Genomic DNA, 21,377 nt, shown 5'->3' with positions numbered 1-21,377 from the left:
ACGCATGGACTTCCTGTTACTGACGGGGCGTCAAGGCGGGGCGTCAAGATGGGGCGTCAAGGCGGGTCGTCAAGATCGGGCGTCAAGATGGGGGGCAATCGGAAGATCCCGCGGGGGCCTGGTTCCGTATGCGTGGCGGTGGGGGCATCGTCGCGTGAAATTGATCGAGGAAAGATTAGGGTGAGCATCGCGCGGAGCCTTCAAGGCGCGCCAGGGGTTGCCACGCTGCCTGATCGTACCCTAACATTCGGTCCGGTTTTTGATCGGTCCGATCTTTAACCTGAGATGATTGCGCGGCTGATCGGGTCAGTCGGCGTGGCAATGAAATCAACGGCGTCGGCAACTGATTGATCTGATTTATTTTTATCGCGATTAGTTTGCTCACTGATTATCGGTGCGATAACGATATAAAGTTTTGTACGGTCATCTCTAAAAAAATATTATTTGCTTTATTTGGTTATTAACAAAAATTAAAAAGATTGAAACCGTTTCCCGTTCCTCGTACGTATTCCTGATACGGTTAAACATACTTCAGGAGCGCGCCATGAGCGGGACCACTTTAATCACGATCGCAGCACTCGGTACCGGTTCGATAACGACATCAGGAACCTATGATGTCTCGGTCGATCTGGGTGTCGGTGTGGGCGATACGCTTGACATCCAGGGCACCCCCGGAGCGGCCCCGATCCTCGCGAACGTCAGTGAATCCATCGCCGGGATCAGTGCGTTGACCACGACAAACATCGCCAACGCCGATGAAGTTCTGACGGGGCTGGTCGGTGTCTCGGCGTTGTCTGATTTCAATATCGGCGCCAACGGTCAGGGATCGGCGGTCGGCAACGGGACACTGGAACTGGGGTCCTCGATCGGCCTCGGTCTGCTCGACACCATCAATTTCGACGGCACCGGCAATAAATTGGTGGTCGACCCGGGCCTTAACATCAATCTGTTGGGCGCGCTCAACGGGTTCGGCGCGGGCGACCAGATCGAATTGAAAGGTGTGACCGCCACTTCCGCGACCTTCACCCAGAACACCGGCCTGCTGGGATCGCCGGCCCCGGGCGGCGTGGTCAAGCTGTTCGATAACGGCACGTTGGCGGGTTCCATCGACCTCTCCACCGGCACCTTCGCCTCCAACGCCTTTCAGGTCGCTGCCGATCCGAACGGGGGCGTCGATCTCACGGTCTGTTTCCTCGAGGGGACCCGTCTGCTCGGCCTGCACGGCGATATCGCGGTCGAGGAGATGGAACCCGGTGATCGGCTGATCACCGACAGCGGCGCGATGCGGCCGGTCAAATGGGTCGGCCACCGCACGATCGACGCCACCCGCCACCCGCGGCCGGAAACCGTCTGGCCGATCCGGATCGAAGCCGGCGCGATCGACCATGGCCTGCCGGAACGCACGCTGTATGTGTCGCCCGACCACGCCCTGTTCATCGATGGTTGCCTGATTCCCGCGAAAATATTGGTGAACGGGCGGTCGATCGTGCAGGAACCGCGGGACCGGATCAGCTATTTCCACGTCGAACTCGAAAGCCACGATATCCTGCTCGCGGAATCTCTGCCCGTGGAATCATACCTTGAAACCGGGAATCGCAGCTTCTTTGAAAACGGCGGCGCCCCGCTGGTTCTGCATCCGCATATGGCGCAGGCTAAACGCGAGGCGGAGGGGTGCGCGCCCTTCGTTGAGTCGGGCGATATCGTGACACGGGTGCGCGCCCGCCTGATCGAGCGCCTGCCAAAACTGCGCCAGACGCATGATTGCCGCCTGCGCGCTTTGACCGATCAAGGCGCCCTGCCGATTACTGTGATCGACAGCCTGACCTACCGGATCGATCTGATCCATCCGTCGGCCAACGTCATGCTGGTCTCCAACGCGATGGTGCCCGCGGAATACGACGCGGCCTCGCGCGATCGCCGCCGGCTGGGTCTCGACATCGCGTCGCTTGAAGTCGAGACCATGGGCGGCAGCCGGACCATCGGGCTCGGCGAGCCGCGCTTGCGGGCGGGCTGGCATGACGATGAGGAAACCCACCGCTGGACCAACGGCGAGGCGCTGGTTCCCGCCAGCCTGCTCGAAGGCGGCCAGGCGCTGATCATCCGCCTGAACGCGCTTGCGACCTATGCCGCCGATCCGGCGGCGGAGCGCGATGCCGCCCGCGTCGCTGATCTGGTCATGGTTCGCCAGATGACCGCGCTGCGCCGGCTCGGCCTGTTGGAATGAGCGACGACCAGCGCGATCAGGTCACCAGCGTGGTGAATCCGTTGGTGATCGGATAGCGCCGGTCGCGGCCGAACGCTCTGGGCGTTATCTTGACGCCCGGCGGTGCCTGGCGGCGCTTGTATTCGGCGCGGTCGAGCAGGCGCCAGACGCGCGCGACCGTTGCCTCGTCGTGGCCGGCCGCGACGACATCCTCGATCGCCGCTTCACCCTCGATCAGCGCCGCCAGTATCGCATCGAGCACCTCGTAGGGGGGCAGGCTGTCCTGGTCGGTCTGGTTGTCGCGCAATTCCGCACTCGGCGGTTTGCTGATCACCCGTTCGGGCATCACCGGCCCGGCCGGCCCGCGCGCGTTATCCGGCAGATGCGCGTTCCGCCAGCGGCACAAATCGAACACGGTGGTCTTGTAGACATCCTTGAGCACGGAATACCCGCCGCACATGTCGCCATACAGCGTGGCGTAGCCGACCGACATTTCCGATTTGTTGCCCGTGGTCAGCACCATCGCGCCCAGCTTGTTCGACAAGGCCATCAGGATCAGTCCGCGCGCGCGTGACTGGATGTTCTCCTCGGTGATATCCGGCGCCCGCCCCTCGAACAACGGTGCGAGCGCGGCTTCGAACGCGCCGGTCGCCGCGCTGATCGGCACGGTATCGCAGCGGATTCCGAGCAGCGCGGCGCAGGCGGCCGCATCCTCCAGACTATGCGCGCTGGTGTAGCGGCTCGGCATCATCACGGCCCGCACCCGGTCCGCCCCCAGCGCATCGACCGCGACGGCCGCGGACAAGGCGCTGTCGATCCCGCCGGAGAGGCCCAGGATCACGCCCGGAAAGGCGTTCTTGTTCACATAATCCGCAAGCCCCATCACCATCGCCCGGTAGACCAGGTCGAGCCGTTCGGGGTCGGGCGGTATAGGCTGCGGCGTACACGCGAGCCCGGCATTGCCGCGCCGCCATTGCGTCACCGCCAGGCCGGTCTCGAAATGCGCCATCCGCAGCGCGATCGAGCGATCGGCATTGAGCGCGAACGAAGCGCCGTCGAACACGATCTCGTCCTGCCCGCCCGTCAAGGCCGCAAAGATGAACGGCAACCCGGTCTCGACCACCCGGTTCAGCGCCAGCTGGATCCGGCGGCCCTGCTTGCCGTCCTCGAATGGTGAGGCGTTGGTCGAAATCAGGATTTCCGCCCCGGATTCCGCCAGGGTCTCCGGCACGGCGGGAAACCACCAATCCTCGCAGATCAGCAGGCCGAGCCGAAAGCCGCGAAACGGCACGGGGCCCGGCGCCGGGCCGGCGACGAAGACGCGTTTCTCGTCGAACACGCCGTAATTCGGCAGTTCGTGCTTGGCCCGCCGGGCGATGATCGCCCCGCCATCCATCACGAAGGCCGCGTTGTGCAGGCTTCCATCGGTCCGCCAGGGCAGGCCGGCCACGATGCCCGGACCGCCATCGGCGGTATCGGCCGCCAGCGCCTCGGCCGCCGCCTGACAGGCGGCGACGAACGCCGGTTTGAGCACCAGATCCTCCGGCGGATAGCCGGCGATGCTGAGTTCGGGCGTCACCAGCAGATCGGCCCCGGCCGCTGCGGCTTGCGCGCGGGCCGCCCGGATCGCGGCGAGATTTTTATCGATCGAGCCGACATGCAGGTCGAGCTGGGCGATCGCAATGGTGAGCGTTTCGGTCATGCGACGATGATAGGGTGAAACGCGCCTTCCGTCATGGGCGGCGGCGGGGACCCGCCTTGTTTTGGCCGCAACCCGGCGCTAATGCGGCTCACGCGCCTGTGAGGTCCCACCGATCCGCGGGCGCGGCGTGCAATCCTGCCCGGCTACCTGCAATTCACGGAGATGATCCCTATGACGATGACCAAAATGATGTGCGCGGCGGTCCCCGCTCTGGCACTCGCTTTCAGCATGAGCGCGATCGGCACCGCCCATGCCAGCACCAAGAAAAAGACCACCGAGAGCCACATGAGCCACAGCAAGCTGCCGGGCTACAAGACCGAAGCCGAGGCCAAGACTGCCTGCGGCATGGGCGGTGTCGTGTGGCACGCCACCGGCAGCAAGGCCTATCATACTGCGAAATCGAAATATTTCGGCAAGACGAAGCACGGCGCCTATGTCTGCGAAAAAGCGGCGATGGAAGATCATCTGCACGCCGCGAAGAATTAAGCACGACGGCGGCCGATTTTGTTGACTCGCGACCGGATTTCCCTGTCTGATCCGGTCGCGATTTCATTCATGGGGGGGGGTTATGGGCTTGTTCGATCAGATTTCCGGCATGGTCAGTTCCGCGCTCGGCGGCGGTGATGTCCAGGGTGGCGGTGTCCAGGGTGGCGATGTCCAGGCCCAGGTGATGAGCGTGTTGCAGCAGCATGGCATCGATGGCGTGTCCGGCGTGATGCAGCAATTCGAGCAATCGGGCATGGGTGCCCATGTCGCCTCGTGGATCGGCGACGGCCAGAACCTGCCGATTTCGGCCGATCAGGTGCAGCAGGCGCTCGGCAGCCCGGTCATCGCCTCGATCGCCGCGCGATTCGGCATCGATCCCACCACGGCGGCCAGCCTGCTGGCGCAACACCTGCCGGCGGCGGTCGATCAGGCGACGCCGGACGGATCGTAACGCGCGTGGCCGCGTTCAATATCGTGGGTCTGTGTGGCAGTCTGAGGCACGGATCGTTCAATATGGCCGCGCTCCGCGCGGCGGCCGATCTGGTGCCCGAGGGTGTCGCGATCGACATTGCCGGCATCGGCGACATTCCTCTCTATAATGATGATGTCCGCGTGATCGGCATGCCCGACCCGGTCCTGGCGCTCGCCGGCCGGATCGCCGCGGCGGATGCGGTGCTGATCGCGACGCCGGAATATAATTACTCGATCCCCGGCGTGCTCAAAAACACCATCGACTGGCTGTCCCGCTGCGAGCCGCAGCCCTTCCGCGGCAAGCCGGTTGCTATTATGGGCGCGAGCCCCGGCATGATCGGCACCGCGCGGGCCCAGTACGATCTGCGGAAAGTATTCGTCTTTCTCGATGCGCATGTGCTGAACAAGCCGGAAATCATGATCGGCGGCGCCGCCCAGAAATTCGACGGCGCCGGCATGCTGACCGATGCGACGACGCGGCAGTTCATCGGCCAGCAGGTCGCGGCGCTGCGGGACTGGGGCGTGCGTCTGCGCCCCTGAACCGGCGCAGCGACGCCTTACCGCAGCCTTAAAATCAAGGAGCGCGCCGCCCGGCGGCGGAGCCACCAGTTGATCAGCGCAAACATCAGAACGCCGCCGCCGAGCAGGATCAGGCTGCCCGGCTCAGGCACCGCGACCAGCGGCGATGCGATGCTGCCGCTACCGCCGGCGTTAACGTTCGCCTGAGGGTCGGGCAGCGACGGGGGCGTGTAACTGGCGATGCCGCCGGACAGAACCGAAAACGGCCCCGGCAGCATCGTCACGATCGCAGGTGTGCAGTAACTGCAGGGCCTGGGAGGGGCGGTCAGCGGATTGGCCACCAGGGGATCGCTCTCGGTGTATAGAAACTGATTGGCGATCATGGACAGCGCGTAGTGGTCGCCGCTCTGCAGCAATGAACCGATCGTGAGGAAGAACTGCGTCTGTTCGGTCTGCTGCACGACCCGACCGTTCGAGAAGGTCTGGATATACTGTCCAAGCAGTTCGAGCGTCGCGTTGCTGTAGTCAGTCGTGACGCCATTGTTGGTATAGGTGCCGCTTACGCCGGAAAAGGCCAGCCCGGTGCCGATACCGTCAGGCGCGTAGGATTGCGCGGGCAGCGTGGCCGTGAATGAGAATGGTGAGGCGGCGAAAGGCGCCGTCGCCGGTGAGGGGGTAATGTAACTGCCGCTGTAACTGATGGTCGCGGTGGTGTTGGTCGATGGCACCGTGGGATAGAACCGGATTACGACACTGGCCGATGCCGCCACCGGAAGACTGAGGGCGGTGATCAGGAGCAGCGGGACAAATGGCGTTTTCATGGATCATCTCCGGATGTTGCATGGTCATTACGCGATCGCCGTTTGAACATGCAAAACCGATGCCAACCCGTAATTTCAATAACTTAACCCGTTCGACATCTGCCAAGTGTAAAATTTTCTGACAATTTCGTGAACCTTGATCGCACGATCAGGCCGCGCCGCGGAGAACGGGCCGCTCGATCAGACCCGGTCGCGCAGCAGGAATTCCCGGCCGATCTTTACCCGCGGCGCCCCGTCATAGGCGACGATGTCGGCGGTCGCGTAGGTCTCGCCCCAGGTCTCGGGGATGAAGCTGCCGGTGCCGACCACGTCGATCGGCGTATGGGCATCGGCCAGCACGCTGCATTTCTCGACGCCGAACCCCGATGACGCCACGATTTTCACCCGGATGAACCCGGCCTCGTCGAGCGCCTCGCGCATCCGCCAGATCGCCGCGGCCGATACGCCGGTGCCGATCAGGTAGCGCAGCTCGTTATGGCTGCGATAGCGGCGGATCGCCCCCGGCGCGTGGCGTTCCATGACAGCGTAGCTAGCCTGCGGATCGAGCCCTTCGAGGAACCGACCGCCATGGGTGTCGAGTCGCACTGAGAGCCTGCCGGCCGCCGCCAGATCGGGAAAACGCTGGCAGACCGCCAGCGCATCGGTGATTTCCATGCCGAAATAATCGGTCAGCACGGTCAGATCGGTGTCGGGGAAGGTGTCGCGGAACATTTCGGCGGCGCGCAGCGTCGAGCCGGCATAGCCGATCAGGGCGTGCGGCATGGTGCCGTAGCCGTGCGGCGCGCCGAAATAATGCGCCGTCGCGTCATTGGCGTTACCGATAAAGCCACGCGCGCCTTCGGCCTGCGCCGCGCGCGAGCCGACCGCGGCGGCATAGGCCATCATGTCCTGCATCTCCGCCCCGGCGCAATGGCGCGCCTCCATTGCGAGAAAGGCGGATTTCGGCAGCGCGGCGCACATCTGGTAGGCGTTATGGGCGGCGACACAGGCGGGGCCGAGTTTCTGCAGCAGAATGGTCTCGAGATCGACCAGCGTGATGAAACTGCCGGTGATGTAGGCGATCGGTTCGCCCGCGCCGACCCAGGCGCCTTCGGGGTGCGGCAGTTCGATGTCGATCCGCTCGCCCCGGGCGGCCACGACCTCGTTCAACCAGCGCAGCATCAACGCCGGGGCGGAGACCACCGGGCGGCGCAGAAAATAGGCGTAGGTCACCCGGCTGTCGCCGAATTTCTCGACGATCGCTTTGGTGCGGTTGAAATACGCATCGGTGCGCGCTGCGATCGTGGCATCGAGCGCGGCCCGCGTGCCGGTGCCAGCAGCGCTCCGGCGGATGACCCGGCTCATTATTCCGCGGCGATCTCGGTGCTGCGCGGCGCCCGGCGGGCTTTCAACTCGGCCGCGATCAGGAAGGCGAGTTCGAGCGATTGCTCGGCGTTCAGCCGGGGATCGCAGAAGGTTTCATAGCGCGAAGACAAATCGGCCTCCGACAGCTGGCGCGCGCCGCCGACGCATTCCGTGACGTCCTGGCCGGTCATTTCGACATGCACGCCGCCGGGGATGGTGCCCTCCGCCTCGTGAATGTCGAAAAACCCGCGCACTTCGGACAGGATCGCATCGAAACGCCTGGTCTTGATCCGCCCGGCGGTGGTGATCGTGTTGCCGTGCATCGGGTCGCACAGCCAGGCGTTGCGCCGCCCCTCGCGCTTGGCGGCGCGCAGCAGTTTCGGCAGTTTCGCCGCGACATGATCGACGCCCATGCGGGCGATCAGGGTCAGCCGGCCTGGTTCATTGTCAGGGTCGAGCCGGTCGATCAGGCGGAGCATGTCGTCCTCCTCCATGCTCGGCCCGATTTTCATGCCGATGGGATTTTTCACGCCGCGCATGAATTCGACATGCGCGCCATCGAGTTGCCGGGTGCGATCGCCGATCCACAGGAAATGCGCCGAACAGGCATAATAATCGCCGGTGGTGGAATCGATCCGGGTCAACGCCTGCTCATAGGGCAGCAGCAGGGATTCGTGGCTGGTGTAGAATTCGGTCTCGTGGATCTGCGGTGTGGATTGGCTGGTCATGCCGCAGGCGGCCATGAATTGCAGGGTTTCATCGATGCGCGAGGACAGATCGCGGTAACGCTCCGCCAGCGGCGAGCGGCGCACGAAATCGAGGTTCCAGCGATGCACCTGATGCAGATCGGCATAGCCGCCGGAGGCGAAGGCGCGCAGCAGGTTGAGCGTGCCGGCGGATTGGAAATAGCCGAACTCCATCCGCGCCGGGTCGGGGATGCGGGCTTGCGGGCTGAAATCCGGCCCGTTGACGATGTCGCCCCGGTAAGATGGCAGGGTGACACCGCCGATCGTCTCGGTATCGGAACTGCGCGGCTTGGCGAATTGCCCGGCCATGCGGCCGAGTTTCACCACCGGCACCGATCCACCATAGGTCAGCACCACGGCCATCTGCAGCAGGACGCGGAACGTGTCGCGGATGATGTTGGCGGTGAAATCGCCGAAGCTTTCCGCGCAATCGCCGCCGTGCAGCACGAAGGCGCGGCCTTCGGCGGCGAGGCCGAGGGCGGTTTTCAGCCGGCGCGCTTCGCCCGCGAACACCAGGGGCGGAAACCGGTGCAGCCGTGCTTCCATCGCGGCGAGCTTATCCTGGTCCGGATAGCTCGGAACCTGCAAAATCGGTTTCGCGCGCCAGGACTCCGGCGTCCACGGTGCAAGAGCGGTTTGAGTCACGGTCGTTGCTGGCATGGCGATCTCCTCGAAGGCATCGCTATAATCCGGAAACGCCGCAACATGCTACTCCGCTGCTTTCGCATCGGCCGTGCCGGTCAGGCGGGTCTGGGTCCGCAGGGTGACGAATTCCTCGGCGGCGGTCGGGTGGATGCCGATGGTCCGGTCGAAATCCGCCTTGGTCGCGCCGGCGGTGATGGCAATCGCGATGCCCTGCATGATCTCGGCGGCATCTTCGCCCAGCATATGCGCGCCGATCACCCGGTCGGTCGTGGCATCGACGATCAGTTTCATCAGCGTCTTGCGCGCCCGGCCGCTGAGCGCGTGGCGCATGGCGGTGAACCGCGTCAGGAAAATGCGCGACCCCGGCGGGGCCTCGTCCTCGGTGACGCCGATGGTCGCGAGCGGCGGGATCGAGAACACGGCGCTCGCGACGTTGTTCAGCGAGACCGCGCGTGGTTTGTTGCCGAACAACGTGTCGGCCAGCGCATGGCCTTCGGCGGTGGCGACGGGGGTGAGGTTCAGCCGGTCGGTGACGTCGCCGAGGGCGAAAATATGCGGGATATTGGTATGAAACCCCTCATCGATCGGGATAGCGCCGCTCGGTGCCAGGGCGACGCCGGCCCGTTCGAGGCCAAGGCCCGCGGTGTTGGGGGCGCGGCCGGTCGCGAAAAAGATGCAATCCGCATCGATATGCTGTCCGTTCGAGAGATGCAGCCGCCGGGCGTCGCCCCGATCCTCGATCCGCAGCGGCGCGTGGCCCGGATGCAGGGTGATGCCGTTGGCATCGAGCGCTTCGGCCAGACTGTAGCGCAGATCGGCATCGAAACCGCGCAGCGGCAGCGGCTGGCGATAGACCAGATCGACCTTTGCGCCGAGTCCATTGAAAATACCGGCGAATTCGACGCCGATATAGCCGCCGCCGATCATGACGACGCGGTTGGGGCGTTCGGGCAGATAGAACGCATCGTCGGAAATGATGCCGAGTTCGCCACCGGGGATGTCCGGGCGGATCGGATGGCCGCCGGTCGCGATGGCGATGCGGGCTGCGGTATGGTTGGTGCCGCCGACATCGATCGTATGGGCGTCGAGCATGGTGGCGCGGGCGTTGAAGATCGTCGCACCGGCGCGTTCCAGCAGCCCGGTGTAGGCTCCGTTGAGCCGGGCGATTTCGGCATTCTTGGCGCGGATGAAGCCGGGCCAGTCATGCGTGCCCCTGGCCATGCGCCAGCCGAACCCGGTGGCGTCATCGGCGGCGAGGCCGTATTCCGCGGCCATCACCATCAGTTTTTTCGGCACGCAGCCGATGTTGACGCAGGTTCCGCCCCAGAACCGATCTTCGGCGATGGCGACTTTCGCGCCATGCCCGGCGGCGATCCGTGCCAGGCGGACACCGGCCGAACCGCCGCCGATCACGAACAGGTCGAAATCAAAGGTCATGCGAACACAATGCTCCTGAAAACTTAACACTGTGTTTCGCATGGGAGCGGCAGGAATGAAATAAACCATGATGCACGGCGGCCAATAATCTGTACGGGCGTGTCCCGCACCCGCACCCTAAGCGACCGGGCGTTTTCTGCGTCCTTTTTGCAGGAAAGTAGGCCTTCCTTAACTATTGCCGCCTAGAAATCATACTTCTTGGCGAGCTGATGCAACCCGGTGATCGCTGCGGCGCCGGCAACCGCAAGGAGGGTAAGGGCGGTGGCTTTATGACGGTCGGTGAACATTTCCAGGCTGCCGCGACGCGAGCGGTCCGTGAATCGGCCACGGGCACCGCGCCGGCCGGGCACCGGCTCGAACAGATTGGCGGGCGCGTCGGGCGGGAGCGGCTGGTTCGACATCTGGGTCGAATAGCCATGGGTGGCGAGGTATCGGTCTGCAAAACCAGGCGCGATACGGTTGGCCATGATGGCGACCACGGTCGGCATGCCGACCCAGATTTCGCGGCGGTGGTGAAAGGCGGCGAACACGATTGCCTTGGCCGGAACCTCGGGGTCGTAGATCGGAGGCACCGGCTGGGCGCGGCGGCCCATTTTGTTGAGCGCCCAATCGAATTGCGGCGTGTTCACCGCCGGCAGGTGGACCATGCTCAGTTTGATCGCGCTGCGGTCGTGGATGAGCTCGCTGCGCAGACTGTCGGTAAACCCCTTGATCGCGGCTTTCGCGCCGCAATAGGGCGATTGCAGGGGCACCGAGCGGTAGGCGAGGGCGGAGCCGACATTGATGATGGTTCCCTGATCGCGCCGCTTCATGGCGCGCAGGGCGGTCATGACGCCGTGCACGGTGCCGAGGTAGGTCGCCTCGGTCGCGCGCTTGAATTCGGCCGGCGTGATCTCGGAAACCGGCGCGAAAATCGTCGCCATCGCGTTGTTGACCCAGATATCGATCGGGCCCAGCGCGGCCTCGATCGTGTCGGCGGCGCGGTCGACCGCCTCGGCATCGGCCATGTCGGCCGGGGCGACGCAGGCGCGGATTCCGAGTGTGCGCAGCTCGGCGGCGGCGGTTTCCAACCGGTCGCGATCGCGGCCGATCAGGCCGATATCGCAGCCGGCGTGCGCGAATTGTTGGGCGGTGGCGCGGCCCACGCCGGCACCGGCGCCCGTGATGACGGCTATTTTACGCATTCTCAAACTCCTTGATGATCTGAGCCGATGTTGGAACGCCGACGCTGCGATAGCAGGGTGGTTGAGATGACGATCTGTCCATCCGGCGCAATCCGCTTGACAGGCGCGGGCCGGGGCTGGTCGTGTGGTCCTTCACAAACAGGACATCGACCGATGATAGAGACGCTGGTGGCCTTGCTGGCCGCGACGGTGATCATGGTGCCGATTGCCCGGCGCCTCGGTGTCGGCAGCATCGTCGGCTATCTGGTGGCCGGTCTCGCGATCGGGCCGGACGGGTTGCGGCTGGTCACCGGGGTTTCGCAGATCCAGAACATATCGGAACTCGGCGTCATCATGCTGCTGTTCCTGATCGGGTTGGAAATCAGGCCGCATCGGCTGTGGATTCTGCGCAAGACCATCCTGGGGCTCGGCTTTGGTCAGATGGTGCCGAGTGCGGCATTGCTGGCGGTGCTGGCCCATTGGGCCGGGTTGAGCTGGACGGCGGCGGCGCTGGTCGGGCTGGGTCTCGCGCTGTCTTCGACCGCCATCGTGCTGCCGATGCTGGGCGAGCGGAGTTTGCTGAGTGCGGCGTCCGGGCGCGATGCGTTCGCGGTGCTGCTGTTTCAGGACATGGCGTTCATTCCCCTGGTAGCACTGGTGCCGCTGTTCGCGAGCGGGCACCTGCCGAACCATCTGCCCAGCCATGTGCCGTGGTTCGCGGTAGGCCGGGCGTTGATCGCGGTGGTCGCGATCCTGGCTGGCGGGATCTATCTGGTGGAGCGGATTTTTCGCCTGGTCGGGGGCACGCGTACGCCGGAAGTGTTCACCGCGATGACGCTGCTGATCGTGGTCGGCACGGCAGCGCTCGCGCATTGGGCCGGGCTGTCCGCCTCGCTGGGGGCGTTCATGGCCGGGGCGCTGCTGTCGGATTCCGAGTTTCGCCATGCGATTCAGGCCGATGTCGAGCCGTTCGAGGGGTTGCTGCTCGGGTTCTTTTTCATCTCGGTCGGCATGTCGGTCGATTTTTCATTGCTGCTGGCCCAGCCCTTGACCATTGTGGCGGCGGTCGCGGCGACGCTGGCCGTGAAGATCGTGGTCGGGTTCGTCGTCTCATTCATCAAGCGGCGGAGTGCCGCGACGGCGCTGCGGTTCGCGGTGGCGCTGCCGGAGGGCAGCGAGTTCAGTTTCGTGCTGTTCGGGGCCGCGGTGACGGCGGGGGCGCTATCGAAAACCCAGGCGGGGTTGGCGACGCTGACCGTGGCGCTGTCGATGCTGGTGGTGCCGCTGCTGTTCGCCGGGATCGAGCGGTTCGCCATCCCGCGGATGAACAAGCGTCAGGTCGCTTCGGTGGCGATCGCGCCAGACCGGCCGACGCCGGTGCTGATCTGCGGGTTCGGCCGGGTCGGGCAGATCGTGGGGCGGCTGCTGTCGGTGCGGCGTATCGCTTTCACGGCGCTCGATCAGAATGCCGAGCATGTCGCCTTCGTGCGCCGGTTTGGCGCGCGCGCCTATTTCGGCGACCCGACGCGGATCACGGTGTTGCGCGCGGCCGGGGCGGAGTCGGCCAAGGTGCTGGTCATCGCGCTCGACGATGCCGAGGCGGCGCTGAAACTGGCCGAACTCGCACTGCGGCATCTGCCGCACCTTGTGATCCTGGCACGCGCCCGCAATCGGCGGCATGCCCAGCTGCTGATGGATCTGGGCGTCACGCTGATCGTGCGCGAGACGCTGTTGTCGAGCCTGAAACTGGGCGAGATGGCGCTGACGGCGCTTGCGATCGAGCCCGACGATGCGGCGCGAACCGTTGCGGAATTCGCCGCGCGTGATGAGGCGCTGCTGAGCGAGACGCTCGGCTTTGCCGGCGATGAGCCGCGGGTCATCGCCGGTCTGCAGCAGAGTGTCACCGAGTTGCAGGAACTCTTCGAAGCTGACCGCGAGGCGTCCGGCGCCGGGGGGGCACGCAGGGCCGTTCAGGGCTGAGTGTGCCTTCGAGCACGATGACCGGGGCGCGAGACGACATGAGGGTGGATCGATTGCGGATACCCAGATGACCAGCGCGACCGGTCAGACGGGGTCGGACCGTCAGATCGCTCGCGCTCGTCTGTGTGTTCACGCGACCAGGCGGCGGTTCTTCCAGTCGAGTTTCATGGTATCGCGCAGGCGGGGTGGCGCGCGGTATGACTCCTGCGGGCGGGGGACGGAGTAGGTTTTCACGGTGATCGTGGTCTCGTCGATTTCGAGGCGGAGGAAGCCGAACCGATCGTCGACGAAACTCTCCAGCGTGACATTGGGCTGGTCGGGCGGGGTGAACGGGGCGACGATGTCCTGGCCGCCGTTTGTCTCCATGCGGTGCAGATTATGGTAGCCGCCGAAACCGGCGACGAAGAAGGGTTTCTGATTGCCGGCGTCATCGGTCTCGGTGAACCGCTGGTAGTTATGAACATGCCCGGCGAACACCATGTGGGCGGCGACGCCCGCGGTGGTTTCGGCTTCGGTGAGGACGGCGGCCATGGTCTTGCTGCCGGAATGGTATGCATCGAGCGAGTGGATCGGGTGGTGCATGCAGACGATGATCGGTTTCGCCGGGTCGGCGGCTTTGAGCTCGGCGGCGAACCAGTCGCGCTGGTCCTGATGGACCTCGCCGCCTTCGGGGACGTTGGTGTAGAGGCCGATGAAGGTCGCGAAGGGCGTTTCCAGCGTGAAATAGACGTTGGGCTGGGTCATCGCGGTGCGGGGAATGTCCATCGCTTCGGGCGTGTGCGTGCCGGGTTGGGCGGCGCAGAAATTATTGACGAAGGCGGTGAGCGAGGGGACGGTATCGACCAGTGTGCCGTTGTCGTAGATGTCGCCGTCGTGATTGCCGGGGATGCCGAGAATCGGGATCGGGTAGAACTCGTAGGGCAGGTAGAACTGGGCGTAATACCGGCTCGCCTGGCCATCGAAATAGATCACGTCGCCGCAGTGATAGGCAAAGGCCGGTTTGCCGTAAGGGCCGGCGAGGCCGGCATCGGTGATCATGCCGGCGGCGACGAGTTCCTGCGGCGTCGGGTCGAGCACGCCGCCGGTATCGGCGATCAGGTGCATGCTCATGCCGCCGGCCAATTTCATCGCCGCGACCTGATCGGGGATGATGCTCGCAAGGTCGAGCCGGTAGGGGTACGGGCCGGTCGGCGCGGGCAGGGGCTGAAAGCCGGAGCCCTTGCTCAGCGGCGCCATCTGCGAATGGACGCCGTGGTGTTCCGCCATCGGCGCACCGAACTGGTGCGCCTTGCCGTGGTGATGTTTGCTCATGCAACCCTCTATTTAAAGTCGTGTTTCGTGCCGAGTTCAGGTAGCGCGAAGCCGGGGGGGTGAGAAAGATTTATTCATGACATGCGCGTGACATCAGAAATTATCCTTGGCCGTGCGCAGGCGGGCGAATTCTTCCGGCGTCTGGGCGCGCAGGAACGGGTTGGTCAGCAGCTCATCGGCCAGGCGCACCGGCAGGGTGGCCTGGCCCTCGGCGCGAAGGCGTTCGACCTCGTTGGCGCGGGCCATCAGCGCCTCGTTGTCGGGGTCGACGCTGCGGGCGAAGCGGGCGTTGGACAGGGTATATTCATGGCCGCACAGCAGCATGGTGTCGGGTGACAGCGTCGCGATCCGGTGCAGGCTGGTGTGGAACGCCTCCGCCGTGCCCTCGAACATGCGCCCGCAGCCGAGGCTGAACAGCGTATCGCCGACGGCGGCGATTTCATCGCCGAACAGGTAGGTGACATGGCCGGTGGTGTGGCCGGGTGTCGTGATCATTTTCAGCCTGGCACCACCGAAATCGACGGTTTCGTTGTCTTTCAACGCGATGTCGAGCGGCGGCAGGCGGCTGGCATCGGCCGCGTTGCCGACGATCTTGGCATCGAACCGGGCAGCGAGGGCGCGGGCGCCGGCGATATGATCGTCGTGATGGTGGGTGAGCAGGACATAGTCGAGCTTCGAGCCTTCGCGGTCGACCGCGAAAATGGCGGCTTCGGCATCGGCCGGATCGATGAAGGCGGTGGCGCCGTCGTGCGCGACGAACCAGGCGTAGTTATCGGTCAGCATGGGCACGCGGGTGATGGTGAAGCCGGCGTAGGCGATGGACATGATCGATCCTTCAGAAGTGCTATAGAGCGTGGATGACTATAGATGCGACGGCGATGGCCGATTTCTATGCCACGCGGCACGGTGTGATGGCAGCCCGGCAGATTCGCGCGCGCCTTGCTTCACTCTGGCCGGATCTGACGGGCATGGAGGTGCTGGGCGTGGGCTATCCGGCGCCCTACCTGCGGGTGTGGCGCGAGCAGGCGGCGCGCTGTGTCGTGATCACGCCGGCGCAGATGGGCGTGACACGATGGCCGGCATCGCGGCTCAACCTGAGCGCGACGGCGGAGGAGGACAGTCTGCCGCTGGCCGATGTCAGCATCGACCGGTTGCTGATGATCCATGGGCTGGAACACGCCGAGACGGCCCGGCGCATGTTGCGCGAGGCGTGGCGCGTCCTGCGGCCGGAAGGGCGGATGATCGTGGTGGTGCCGAACCGGGCATCGCCCTGGGCGTATCTGGAGCGCACGCCGTTCGGTCATGGCCAGCCCTACAGCGCGGCACAGCTGGGCCGGGTGCTGGCAGGCTCGATGTTTCGGGTGGAGCGGCGGGATATGGCTTTGCTGATGCCGCCCCTGGGTCTGGGCAAGGATCTGAGCACGGCCGATCTGCTCGAGCGGATCGGCCGGCGCGCGGTGCCGCAGCTCGGCGGGGTCGTGCTGGCCGAGGCGATCAAGGATGTCGCCGGCGTGATCCCGCTGATGCGGGGACGCCGGCGGCTGGTGTTTGCGGAATCCCGCTGACGGCGGCGGGATCAGCTATGTTTGAGTTTCTTGAGGTGCTTTTTGGTCATGGCCTCGGCCTTGGCGCGAAACGCGGCGTCGATCTTTTTCTGCTGGGCCGGTGAGAGCTTGGCGTACAGGGTCTGAAAGGCGGCGGACAAGGCGTTCATGTCGTCCGCGTTCTTGGCCGAGATGGCCGCGTAGGATTCCATGTTCTGCACGGCATTCATGGTCGAGAGCGTCTTGGCGCGCTGTTCATACATCGCCGAAAGGTTGAGCGCATTAGCGCGCGACACCTGGGTGAAGCCGTGCCAGCTCGATTCCTCGGCCGTGGTGATGCCGATCGATTTCTTCAGCGTGGCGAGCCGGGCATCGACATGAGCGATGATGGCTTTTTGCGCCGGGGTCATCGCGGTGGTGGTGCTGGCGGTTGCGCCGGGTGCCGCCGTCGTGGTGGTGGCGGCGTGGGTGGCACCGATGGCGGCCAGGCCGAGGCCGGTGGTCAGAGCCAGGGCGGCCAGGGTGGGTTTGCGATGGAACATCGAAGGCATGTGTGGTCTCCGTTACAGGTGGTCGGGCAGATCGCTGCCGTCTTATACGGTTTGCGCGATGACGGGATACTGGCGGGGCGGTGTCGGAATCATGGCCTACGGTTGTTTAATGCGCGCGACAGCGCCGCGTGATCCGGCGGTTGTGTTTTGCGATCGCGATCACGATGGTGTAGAGCGGACCGGAGTTGTCCGGTTTAAGGGTACTCATTTTCCTGAGGAGTTCTGCCATGTTCATCGAGACGGATGTCACGCCCAACCCCGCAACCCTGAAGTTTCTGCCGGGCCGGACGGTGCTGGAGCAGGGGTCGGCCGATTTTGATCGTGCCGAGGCGGCATCGATCAGCCCGCTCGCCGCGGCCCTGTTTGAGCTGCCGGCGGTCGAGCGCGTGTTTCTCGGCACCGATTTCATCTCCGTGACCAAGAGCGACGCGATGGACTGGCCCGCGCTGAAGCCGCAGGTGCTCGGCGCGATCATGGAGCATTTCCTGTCGGGCCGGCCGGTGATGGCGAGCGATGCCCGGCTCGCCGATGAGGACGTCGATCCTGCCGATCGTGAAATTGCAGATCAGATCAAGGAATTGCTCGATGCGCGGGTGCGCCCGGCCGTCGCCGGCGATGGCGGTGACATCGTGTTCCGCGGTTTCCGCGCCGGTGTGGTGACGCTGCATATGCAGGGTGCCTGCTCGGGGTGCCCGTCTTCGACCGCGACGTTGAAAATGGGCATCGAGAACCTGTTGCGGCATTATGTGCCGGAGGTCACGTCGGTCGAGCAGGTCGCCGCGTGAGCCGGTCTCCCGTGGATGACGCGGCGCTCGATGTTCTGTTCCGCACCGCACGGACCAAGAACGCATGGACCGACGAGCCCGTTGGCGACGATGTGTTGCAGGCGTTGTACGAGGTTCTGAAATTCGGCCCGACCTCGGCCAATTGCTCGCCGGCGCGGTTCGTGTTTCTGCGCACGCCGGAGGCGCGGGAAAAGCTCAAGCCGGCGCTGAACCCCGGCAATATCGACAAGACCATGACCGCGCCGGTGACCGTGATCGTCGCCTACGATCCGCAGTTCTACGAGAAACTGCCGGTTTTGTTTCCGCATGCCGATGCGCGGTCCTGGTTTTCCGGCAATCCCGATCTGGCCGATGAGACGGCGATGCGCAACGGCACGCTGCAAGGCGCCTATCTCATGATCGCGGCCCGCGCCCTGGGGCTGGATTGTGGCCCGATGTCCGGGTTCGACCGGCACAAGGTGGATCAGCTGTTTCTGTCCGAGCAGGGCTGGCGGTCGAATTTCCTGGTCAATCTGGGTCACGGGGTGGCGGCCGACCCGTTCGAGCGGTCGCCGCGCCTGACGTTCGAGGAGGCGTGCGTCCTGGCGTGATGCCCCACCGGATTCTGGCGATCGATGCCGCGCAGCGCCATGCGTCGGTCACGCTGCTGGATGATGGTGCGGTTTTGGCCGCGCGGGCCGGTGCGCCGGAGACGGGGCTTGCCGAGCTCCTGGCGGTCTGGGTCAGCGAATGCCTCACCGAGGCTGCCATCGAACCCGGCGCGCTCGATGCGATCGGCGTGACGATCGGGCCGGGCAGTTTTACCGGCCTGCGCGCCTCGATCGCGCTCGCGCAGGGGGTGGGGCTGGCCGCCGATGTGCCGGTGCACGGCATTTCGATGGGTGAAGCGTTCGGGGCGGCGCTGCCGCTGCTGCAGCGGCCGCTCTGGGTTGCGCTGACGGCGCGGCGCGGCCGGGTTTTCCTGGAGCGGGATGGCGTTGCCGCCGGTTTCGATGAGGCGGATCTGCCGCAACCGGCAGGCCCGATCGCCCTGGCCGGTGAACAGGCCGGTGCCGTCGCGGCAAGGCTGGCTGCCCGGGGTGCGAATGTGATGCTGACCGATGCGCGCTATTGTTCGGGCACGGCGATTGCGGCAGCGCTGCGCCGCCGCGTGGCGGCAGGGCTGCCGGTGCGGCCGGCGATGCCGCTGTACGTCGACCCGCCGGAAGCGAAACTGCCGGCGGGCGGGTTGCGTCCCGCACCGATTTGACCGCGCCGGTGATCACCGCATCGCCCCTCTGTGCCGATCTCCTGGCCGGGGTGCATCGGGCATGTTTCGGCCCCGCGGCATGGTCGGCCGCCAGCATCGCGGCGTTGTTCACAACCGGGCTGGTATTCGGCTACGCCCTCGAACCCGGGGGGATGGTTCTGGCGCGCGCGGTGGCTGACGAGGCCGAGATCTTGACGATCGGCGTGGTTCCGGCGGCGCGCCGGCAGGGCCTGGCCCGGCGGTTGCTCGGGCTGGCGGCGGCCGAGGCGGGGCGGCGGGGCGCGGCGACGCTGTTTCTGGAAGTCGCCGCCGACAACGAGCCGGCGCTTTGTCTCTATCGCGCCTTTGGGTTCGCGGATTGCGCTATCCGCCGCGATTACTACGGGCGCGGCCGCGATGCGCTCCTGCTCAAGCGCCCGCTTTGCGAATGACCAGTATCGCACTGCCATCGTCGAGGTCGAACATGTCGAGCAGATCATGCCCCTGATCGGCCGCGGCGCGCGGCACATTCGCGCGCGGATCGTCTCCTTTCAGCCGCACCAATAGAACCGCGCCCGCCGGCAGCGAATCGAGTGCGAGTCGGGTGCGGACGAAAGTCATCGGGCAGGTTTCGGCAGTAATATCGATCGCGCGGTCGTGCGCGGGCAGGTCTAGGATTTTCATGTCCTGCATTGAAGCTTTCCAATCATGGCCGGAGTTTTGACCAATTGTCGCATGATATCGTCTGACGTGCCCCTGGTTTTTTCATGCCGTTTGTTGCAATCGTCCCAAAAATCGGTCAAATGGGTCGATAGTCATCCTGCAACAACGATTTCCGAAGGACTAATGATGTCTGAGTCACAATCCAACAGCCAGCTACTGCAACTGACCGCGCAGATTATTGCGGCACATGTTTCGCATAATTCGGTCACGACGGATATGCTGCCAACGCTCATTCGTGAAGTCTACCAGAGCCTGAGCGGCACCGAAACCCCGGTTGCCGAGGTCAGCCCGCCGCCGGAACCTGCGGTCAATCCGAAGAAGTCGGTGTTCAACGACTACATCATCTGTCTTGAAGACGGCAAGAAACTGAAAATGCTGCGCCGTCATTTGAAATCGGCGTATAATCTGACGCCGGAACAGTATCGTGAGCGTTGGCAGCTGCCGGCCGAATACCCGATGGTCGCCCCGAGCTATGCCAAGCAGCGCTCGAACCTGGCGAAGAAAATCGGCCTCGGCACCAAGCCGGCCGCCGCCGCCGCACCGGCGCCCGCCACCCCCGCCACACGGGGCAAAAAGAGCGCCTGATTGTCTGGTATGGCATAACCGGGTCGCTGCCGGTCGGATCGTGAAAAAAAGGCCGGTCAGGTGTGACCGGCCTTTTCCATGTCGCTGCGAACCCGATGTCAGTTCAGGCTGGGTGCGTGCGCTTTCTTGGCTTTGTCGAGGGCGGCCTGCAGCTGTTCAAGACTGTAGCCGATGCCTTCCTGCGGCGGCATCGGGTGCTCGGATTTCAGCAGCTCGTTGCGCGCGACCAGGGTGAGGCCGATCGCCCATTTGTAGACATAGACCGCGAGCACCGCACCGATCATGGGGCCCAGGACCGGCACCCACCAATAGCCGTGCGGACCCGGGAAAGCGTTCGGGCCCCAGCCGGCGACCCAGGTGAACAGCCGCGGGCCGAAGTCGCGGGCCGGGTTGATTGCATACCCGGCGTCGACACCGTACGACATGCCGATGGCGGCGACCGCGATGCCGACCAGGAACGGACCCATATTCGACTGCGGGCTGAGGTTCAGATTGTCCGAGATCGCGAGAATGAACAAAAGCAGGAAGAACGTGCCGATGATCTGGTCGAGCAGGGCCAGACCCATATGCGCGCCGAGGTAGGAGGCGGGGAAGGTGGCGAAGATGCTGAACGTCGTCAGCCCGCCCTTGGCCGCGTAGGAGGCGACGTGGTGTGCGGCGTTCCACGCATCGATTGCGCGGAAGTAGTCGGCATAGACCAGCGCGGCGCCGACGAAGCACCCCGCGATCTGGGCGACCCAATAGGGCAGCACCTTGCGCCAGGGAAAGTCGCCCTTGACCGCGAAGGCCAGGCTGACCGCCGGGTTGAGATGCGCGCCGGTGACGCCGCCGGCGACATAGACCGCGAGCGTGACCGCAAACGCCCAGCCCCAGGTGATCAACAGCCAGCCGCCCGCGCCGTTGAAAATGACGGCGGTGCGGCCCGATTCCGTAAGGCCGACCACGGCGACGGCAACCACGCCGGCACCGAATGCGATCAGCACGATGCAGCCGAGGAACTCGGCGATCATTTCCGCATAGATCGATGTGGCACGCCAGCCGGATTTGACGCCCATGCGTGCGGGCGAGCGCGATGGCGTGATGACTTGAGATGTATATTCGGATGTGTTGGACATCGTTCAATTTCCCCCAAT

General features: G+C 64.8%; 22 protein-coding genes. 11 read left to right on the top strand and 11 right to left on the bottom strand.

What is annotated here, in order from left to right:
* Positions 1-544 precede the first annotated feature (544 nt).
* A complete protein-coding gene (locus AruPA_RS00165) occupies positions 545-2,224 on the top strand; it encodes a Hint domain-containing protein (RefSeq protein ID WP_265634029.1) in 1,680 nt (559 codons plus the stop codon).
* Positions 2,225-2,240: 16 nt separating this feature from the next.
* On the opposite strand, the gene AruPA_RS00160 is transcribed toward AruPA_RS00165, so the two are convergent.
* The gene (locus AruPA_RS00160; RefSeq protein WP_265634027.1) at positions 2,241-3,905 is read right to left on the bottom strand and encodes an NAD+ synthase; all 1,665 of its coding nucleotides are present in this window, start codon (positions 3,903-3,905) and stop codon (positions 2,241-2,243) included.
* A 171-nt stretch (positions 3,906-4,076) separates the two neighbouring features.
* Between AruPA_RS00160 and AruPA_RS00155 the strand changes: the two genes are divergently transcribed.
* The 3 genes from AruPA_RS00155 to AruPA_RS00145 all read left to right on the top strand — a co-directional run bounded on the left by AruPA_RS00155 (position 4,077) and on the right by AruPA_RS00145 (position 5,402).
* A complete protein-coding gene (locus tag AruPA_RS00155) occupies positions 4,077-4,391 on the top strand; it encodes a hypothetical protein (RefSeq protein WP_265634026.1) in 315 nt (104 codons plus the stop codon).
* Positions 4,392-4,473: 82 nt separating this feature from the next.
* Entirely contained in the window at positions 4,474-4,842 is a 369-nt protein-coding gene (locus AruPA_RS00150; RefSeq protein ID WP_265634024.1) for a YidB family protein, read from the top strand.
* Positions 4,836-5,402, top strand: coding sequence for an NADPH-dependent FMN reductase (locus AruPA_RS00145; protein WP_408858558.1), 567 nt, complete (start codon positions 4,836-4,838; stop codon positions 5,400-5,402). Before AruPA_RS00150 ends, AruPA_RS00145 begins: the two co-directional genes overlap by 7 nt.
* A gap of 17 nt (positions 5,403-5,419) precedes the next feature.
* Here AruPA_RS00145 and AruPA_RS00140 read toward each other — a convergent pair whose 3' ends face one another.
* The 5 genes from AruPA_RS00140 to AruPA_RS00120 all read right to left on the bottom strand — a co-directional run bounded on the left by AruPA_RS00140 (position 5,420) and on the right by AruPA_RS00120 (position 11,558).
* A complete protein-coding gene (locus tag AruPA_RS00140; protein ID WP_265634022.1) occupies positions 5,420-6,202 on the bottom strand; it encodes a PEP-CTERM sorting domain-containing protein in 783 nt (260 codons plus the stop codon).
* A 180-nt stretch (positions 6,203-6,382) separates the two neighbouring features.
* The gene (locus AruPA_RS00135; RefSeq protein ID WP_265634020.1) at positions 6,383-7,546 is read right to left on the bottom strand and encodes a nicotinate phosphoribosyltransferase; all 1,164 of its coding nucleotides are present in this window, start codon (positions 7,544-7,546) and stop codon (positions 6,383-6,385) included.
* Complete coding sequence (locus AruPA_RS00130; RefSeq protein WP_265634019.1) at positions 7,546-8,952, bottom strand: class II 3-deoxy-7-phosphoheptulonate synthase; 1,407 nt, start codon at positions 8,950-8,952, stop codon at positions 7,546-7,548. The genes AruPA_RS00135 and AruPA_RS00130 overlap by 1 nt, the downstream gene beginning before the upstream one ends.
* Positions 8,953-9,000: 48 nt before the next feature.
* On the bottom strand, positions 9,001-10,374 hold the full coding sequence (gene gorA, locus AruPA_RS00125; RefSeq protein WP_265634016.1) for a glutathione-disulfide reductase: 1,374 nt from the start codon (positions 10,372-10,374) through the stop codon (positions 9,001-9,003).
* A 182-nt stretch (positions 10,375-10,556) separates the two neighbouring features.
* The gene (locus AruPA_RS00120; protein WP_265634014.1) at positions 10,557-11,558 is read right to left on the bottom strand and encodes an SDR family oxidoreductase; all 1,002 of its coding nucleotides are present in this window, start codon (positions 11,556-11,558) and stop codon (positions 10,557-10,559) included.
* 153 nt (positions 11,559-11,711) lie between these two features.
* On the opposite strand from AruPA_RS00120, the gene AruPA_RS00115 reads away from it, so the two are divergent.
* Positions 11,712-13,517 carry a monovalent cation:proton antiporter-2 (CPA2) family protein gene (locus tag AruPA_RS00115; protein WP_265634013.1) on the top strand — a complete coding sequence of 602 codons (1,806 nt, stop codon included), beginning with the start codon at positions 11,712-11,714 and terminating at the stop codon, positions 13,515-13,517.
* 129 nt (positions 13,518-13,646) lie between these two features.
* On the opposite strand, the gene AruPA_RS00110 is transcribed toward AruPA_RS00115, so the two are convergent.
* Both AruPA_RS00110 and gloB read right to left on the bottom strand, forming a co-directional pair.
* Entirely contained in the window at positions 13,647-14,828 is a 1,182-nt protein-coding gene (locus tag AruPA_RS00110; RefSeq protein WP_265634011.1) for a metallophosphoesterase, read from the bottom strand.
* 93 nt (positions 14,829-14,921) lie between these two features.
* On the bottom strand, positions 14,922-15,653 hold the full coding sequence (gene gloB, locus AruPA_RS00105) for a hydroxyacylglutathione hydrolase (RefSeq protein ID WP_265634008.1): 732 nt from the start codon (positions 15,651-15,653) through the stop codon (positions 14,922-14,924).
* Positions 15,654-15,685: 32 nt separating this feature from the next.
* Here gloB and AruPA_RS00100 point away from each other — a divergent pair, with 32 nt between their 5' ends.
* Entirely contained in the window at positions 15,686-16,393 is a 708-nt protein-coding gene (locus AruPA_RS00100) for a methyltransferase domain-containing protein (protein WP_265634006.1), read from the top strand.
* Between the two features lie 11 nt (positions 16,394-16,404).
* Here AruPA_RS00100 and AruPA_RS00095 read toward each other — a convergent pair whose 3' ends face one another.
* Positions 16,405-16,923, bottom strand: coding sequence for a Spy/CpxP family protein refolding chaperone (locus tag AruPA_RS00095; protein WP_265634005.1), 519 nt, complete (start codon positions 16,921-16,923; stop codon positions 16,405-16,407).
* 227 nt (positions 16,924-17,150) lie between these two features.
* Between AruPA_RS00095 and AruPA_RS00090 the strand changes: the two genes are divergently transcribed.
* From AruPA_RS00090 to AruPA_RS00075, 4 genes are read left to right on the top strand one after another with little or no spacing between them, the layout of a single operon-like run.
* Positions 17,151-17,708, top strand: a complete 558-nt coding sequence (locus AruPA_RS00090) for a NifU family protein (protein WP_265634002.1) — start codon at positions 17,151-17,153, stop codon at positions 17,706-17,708.
* Positions 17,705-18,298 carry a malonic semialdehyde reductase gene (locus AruPA_RS00085; protein ID WP_265634001.1) on the top strand — a complete coding sequence of 198 codons (594 nt, stop codon included), beginning with the start codon at positions 17,705-17,707 and terminating at the stop codon, positions 18,296-18,298. The genes AruPA_RS00090 and AruPA_RS00085 overlap by 4 nt, the downstream gene beginning before the upstream one ends.
* On the top strand, positions 18,298-18,957 hold the full coding sequence (tsaB, locus tag AruPA_RS00080; RefSeq protein ID WP_265634000.1) for a tRNA (adenosine(37)-N6)-threonylcarbamoyltransferase complex dimerization subunit type 1 TsaB: 660 nt from the start codon (positions 18,298-18,300) through the stop codon (positions 18,955-18,957). The genes AruPA_RS00085 and tsaB overlap by 1 nt, the downstream gene beginning before the upstream one ends.
* 8 nt (positions 18,958-18,965) lie before the next feature.
* Positions 18,966-19,388, top strand: coding sequence for a GNAT family N-acetyltransferase (locus AruPA_RS00075; protein ID WP_265633997.1), 423 nt, complete (start codon positions 18,966-18,968; stop codon positions 19,386-19,388).
* Here the strand turns inward: AruPA_RS00075 and AruPA_RS00070 are convergent.
* Positions 19,366-19,629 carry a sulfurtransferase TusA family protein gene (locus AruPA_RS00070; RefSeq protein ID WP_265633995.1) on the bottom strand — a complete coding sequence of 88 codons (264 nt, stop codon included), beginning with the start codon at positions 19,627-19,629 and terminating at the stop codon, positions 19,366-19,368. The two genes, AruPA_RS00075 and AruPA_RS00070, sit on opposite strands and share 23 nt — an antisense overlap.
* Before the next feature lie 156 nt (positions 19,630-19,785).
* Between AruPA_RS00070 and AruPA_RS00065 the strand changes: the two genes are divergently transcribed.
* Complete coding sequence (locus AruPA_RS00065) at positions 19,786-20,244, top strand: MucR family transcriptional regulator (RefSeq protein ID WP_265633993.1); 459 nt, start codon at positions 19,786-19,788, stop codon at positions 20,242-20,244.
* 98 nt (positions 20,245-20,342) lie between these two features.
* Here AruPA_RS00065 and AruPA_RS00060 read toward each other — a convergent pair whose 3' ends face one another.
* Positions 20,343-21,359 carry an MIP/aquaporin family protein gene (locus AruPA_RS00060; RefSeq protein WP_265633991.1) on the bottom strand — a complete coding sequence of 339 codons (1,017 nt, stop codon included), beginning with the start codon at positions 21,357-21,359 and terminating at the stop codon, positions 20,343-20,345.
* Positions 21,360-21,377 lie beyond the last annotated feature (18 nt).

This window comes from Acidiphilium sp. PA (genome assembly GCF_026191915.1).
In the GTDB taxonomy this organism is placed as follows: Bacteria; Pseudomonadota; Alphaproteobacteria; order Acetobacterales; family Acetobacteraceae; genus Acidiphilium.
This window is presented reverse-complemented; position numbering and strand designations above follow the sequence as displayed.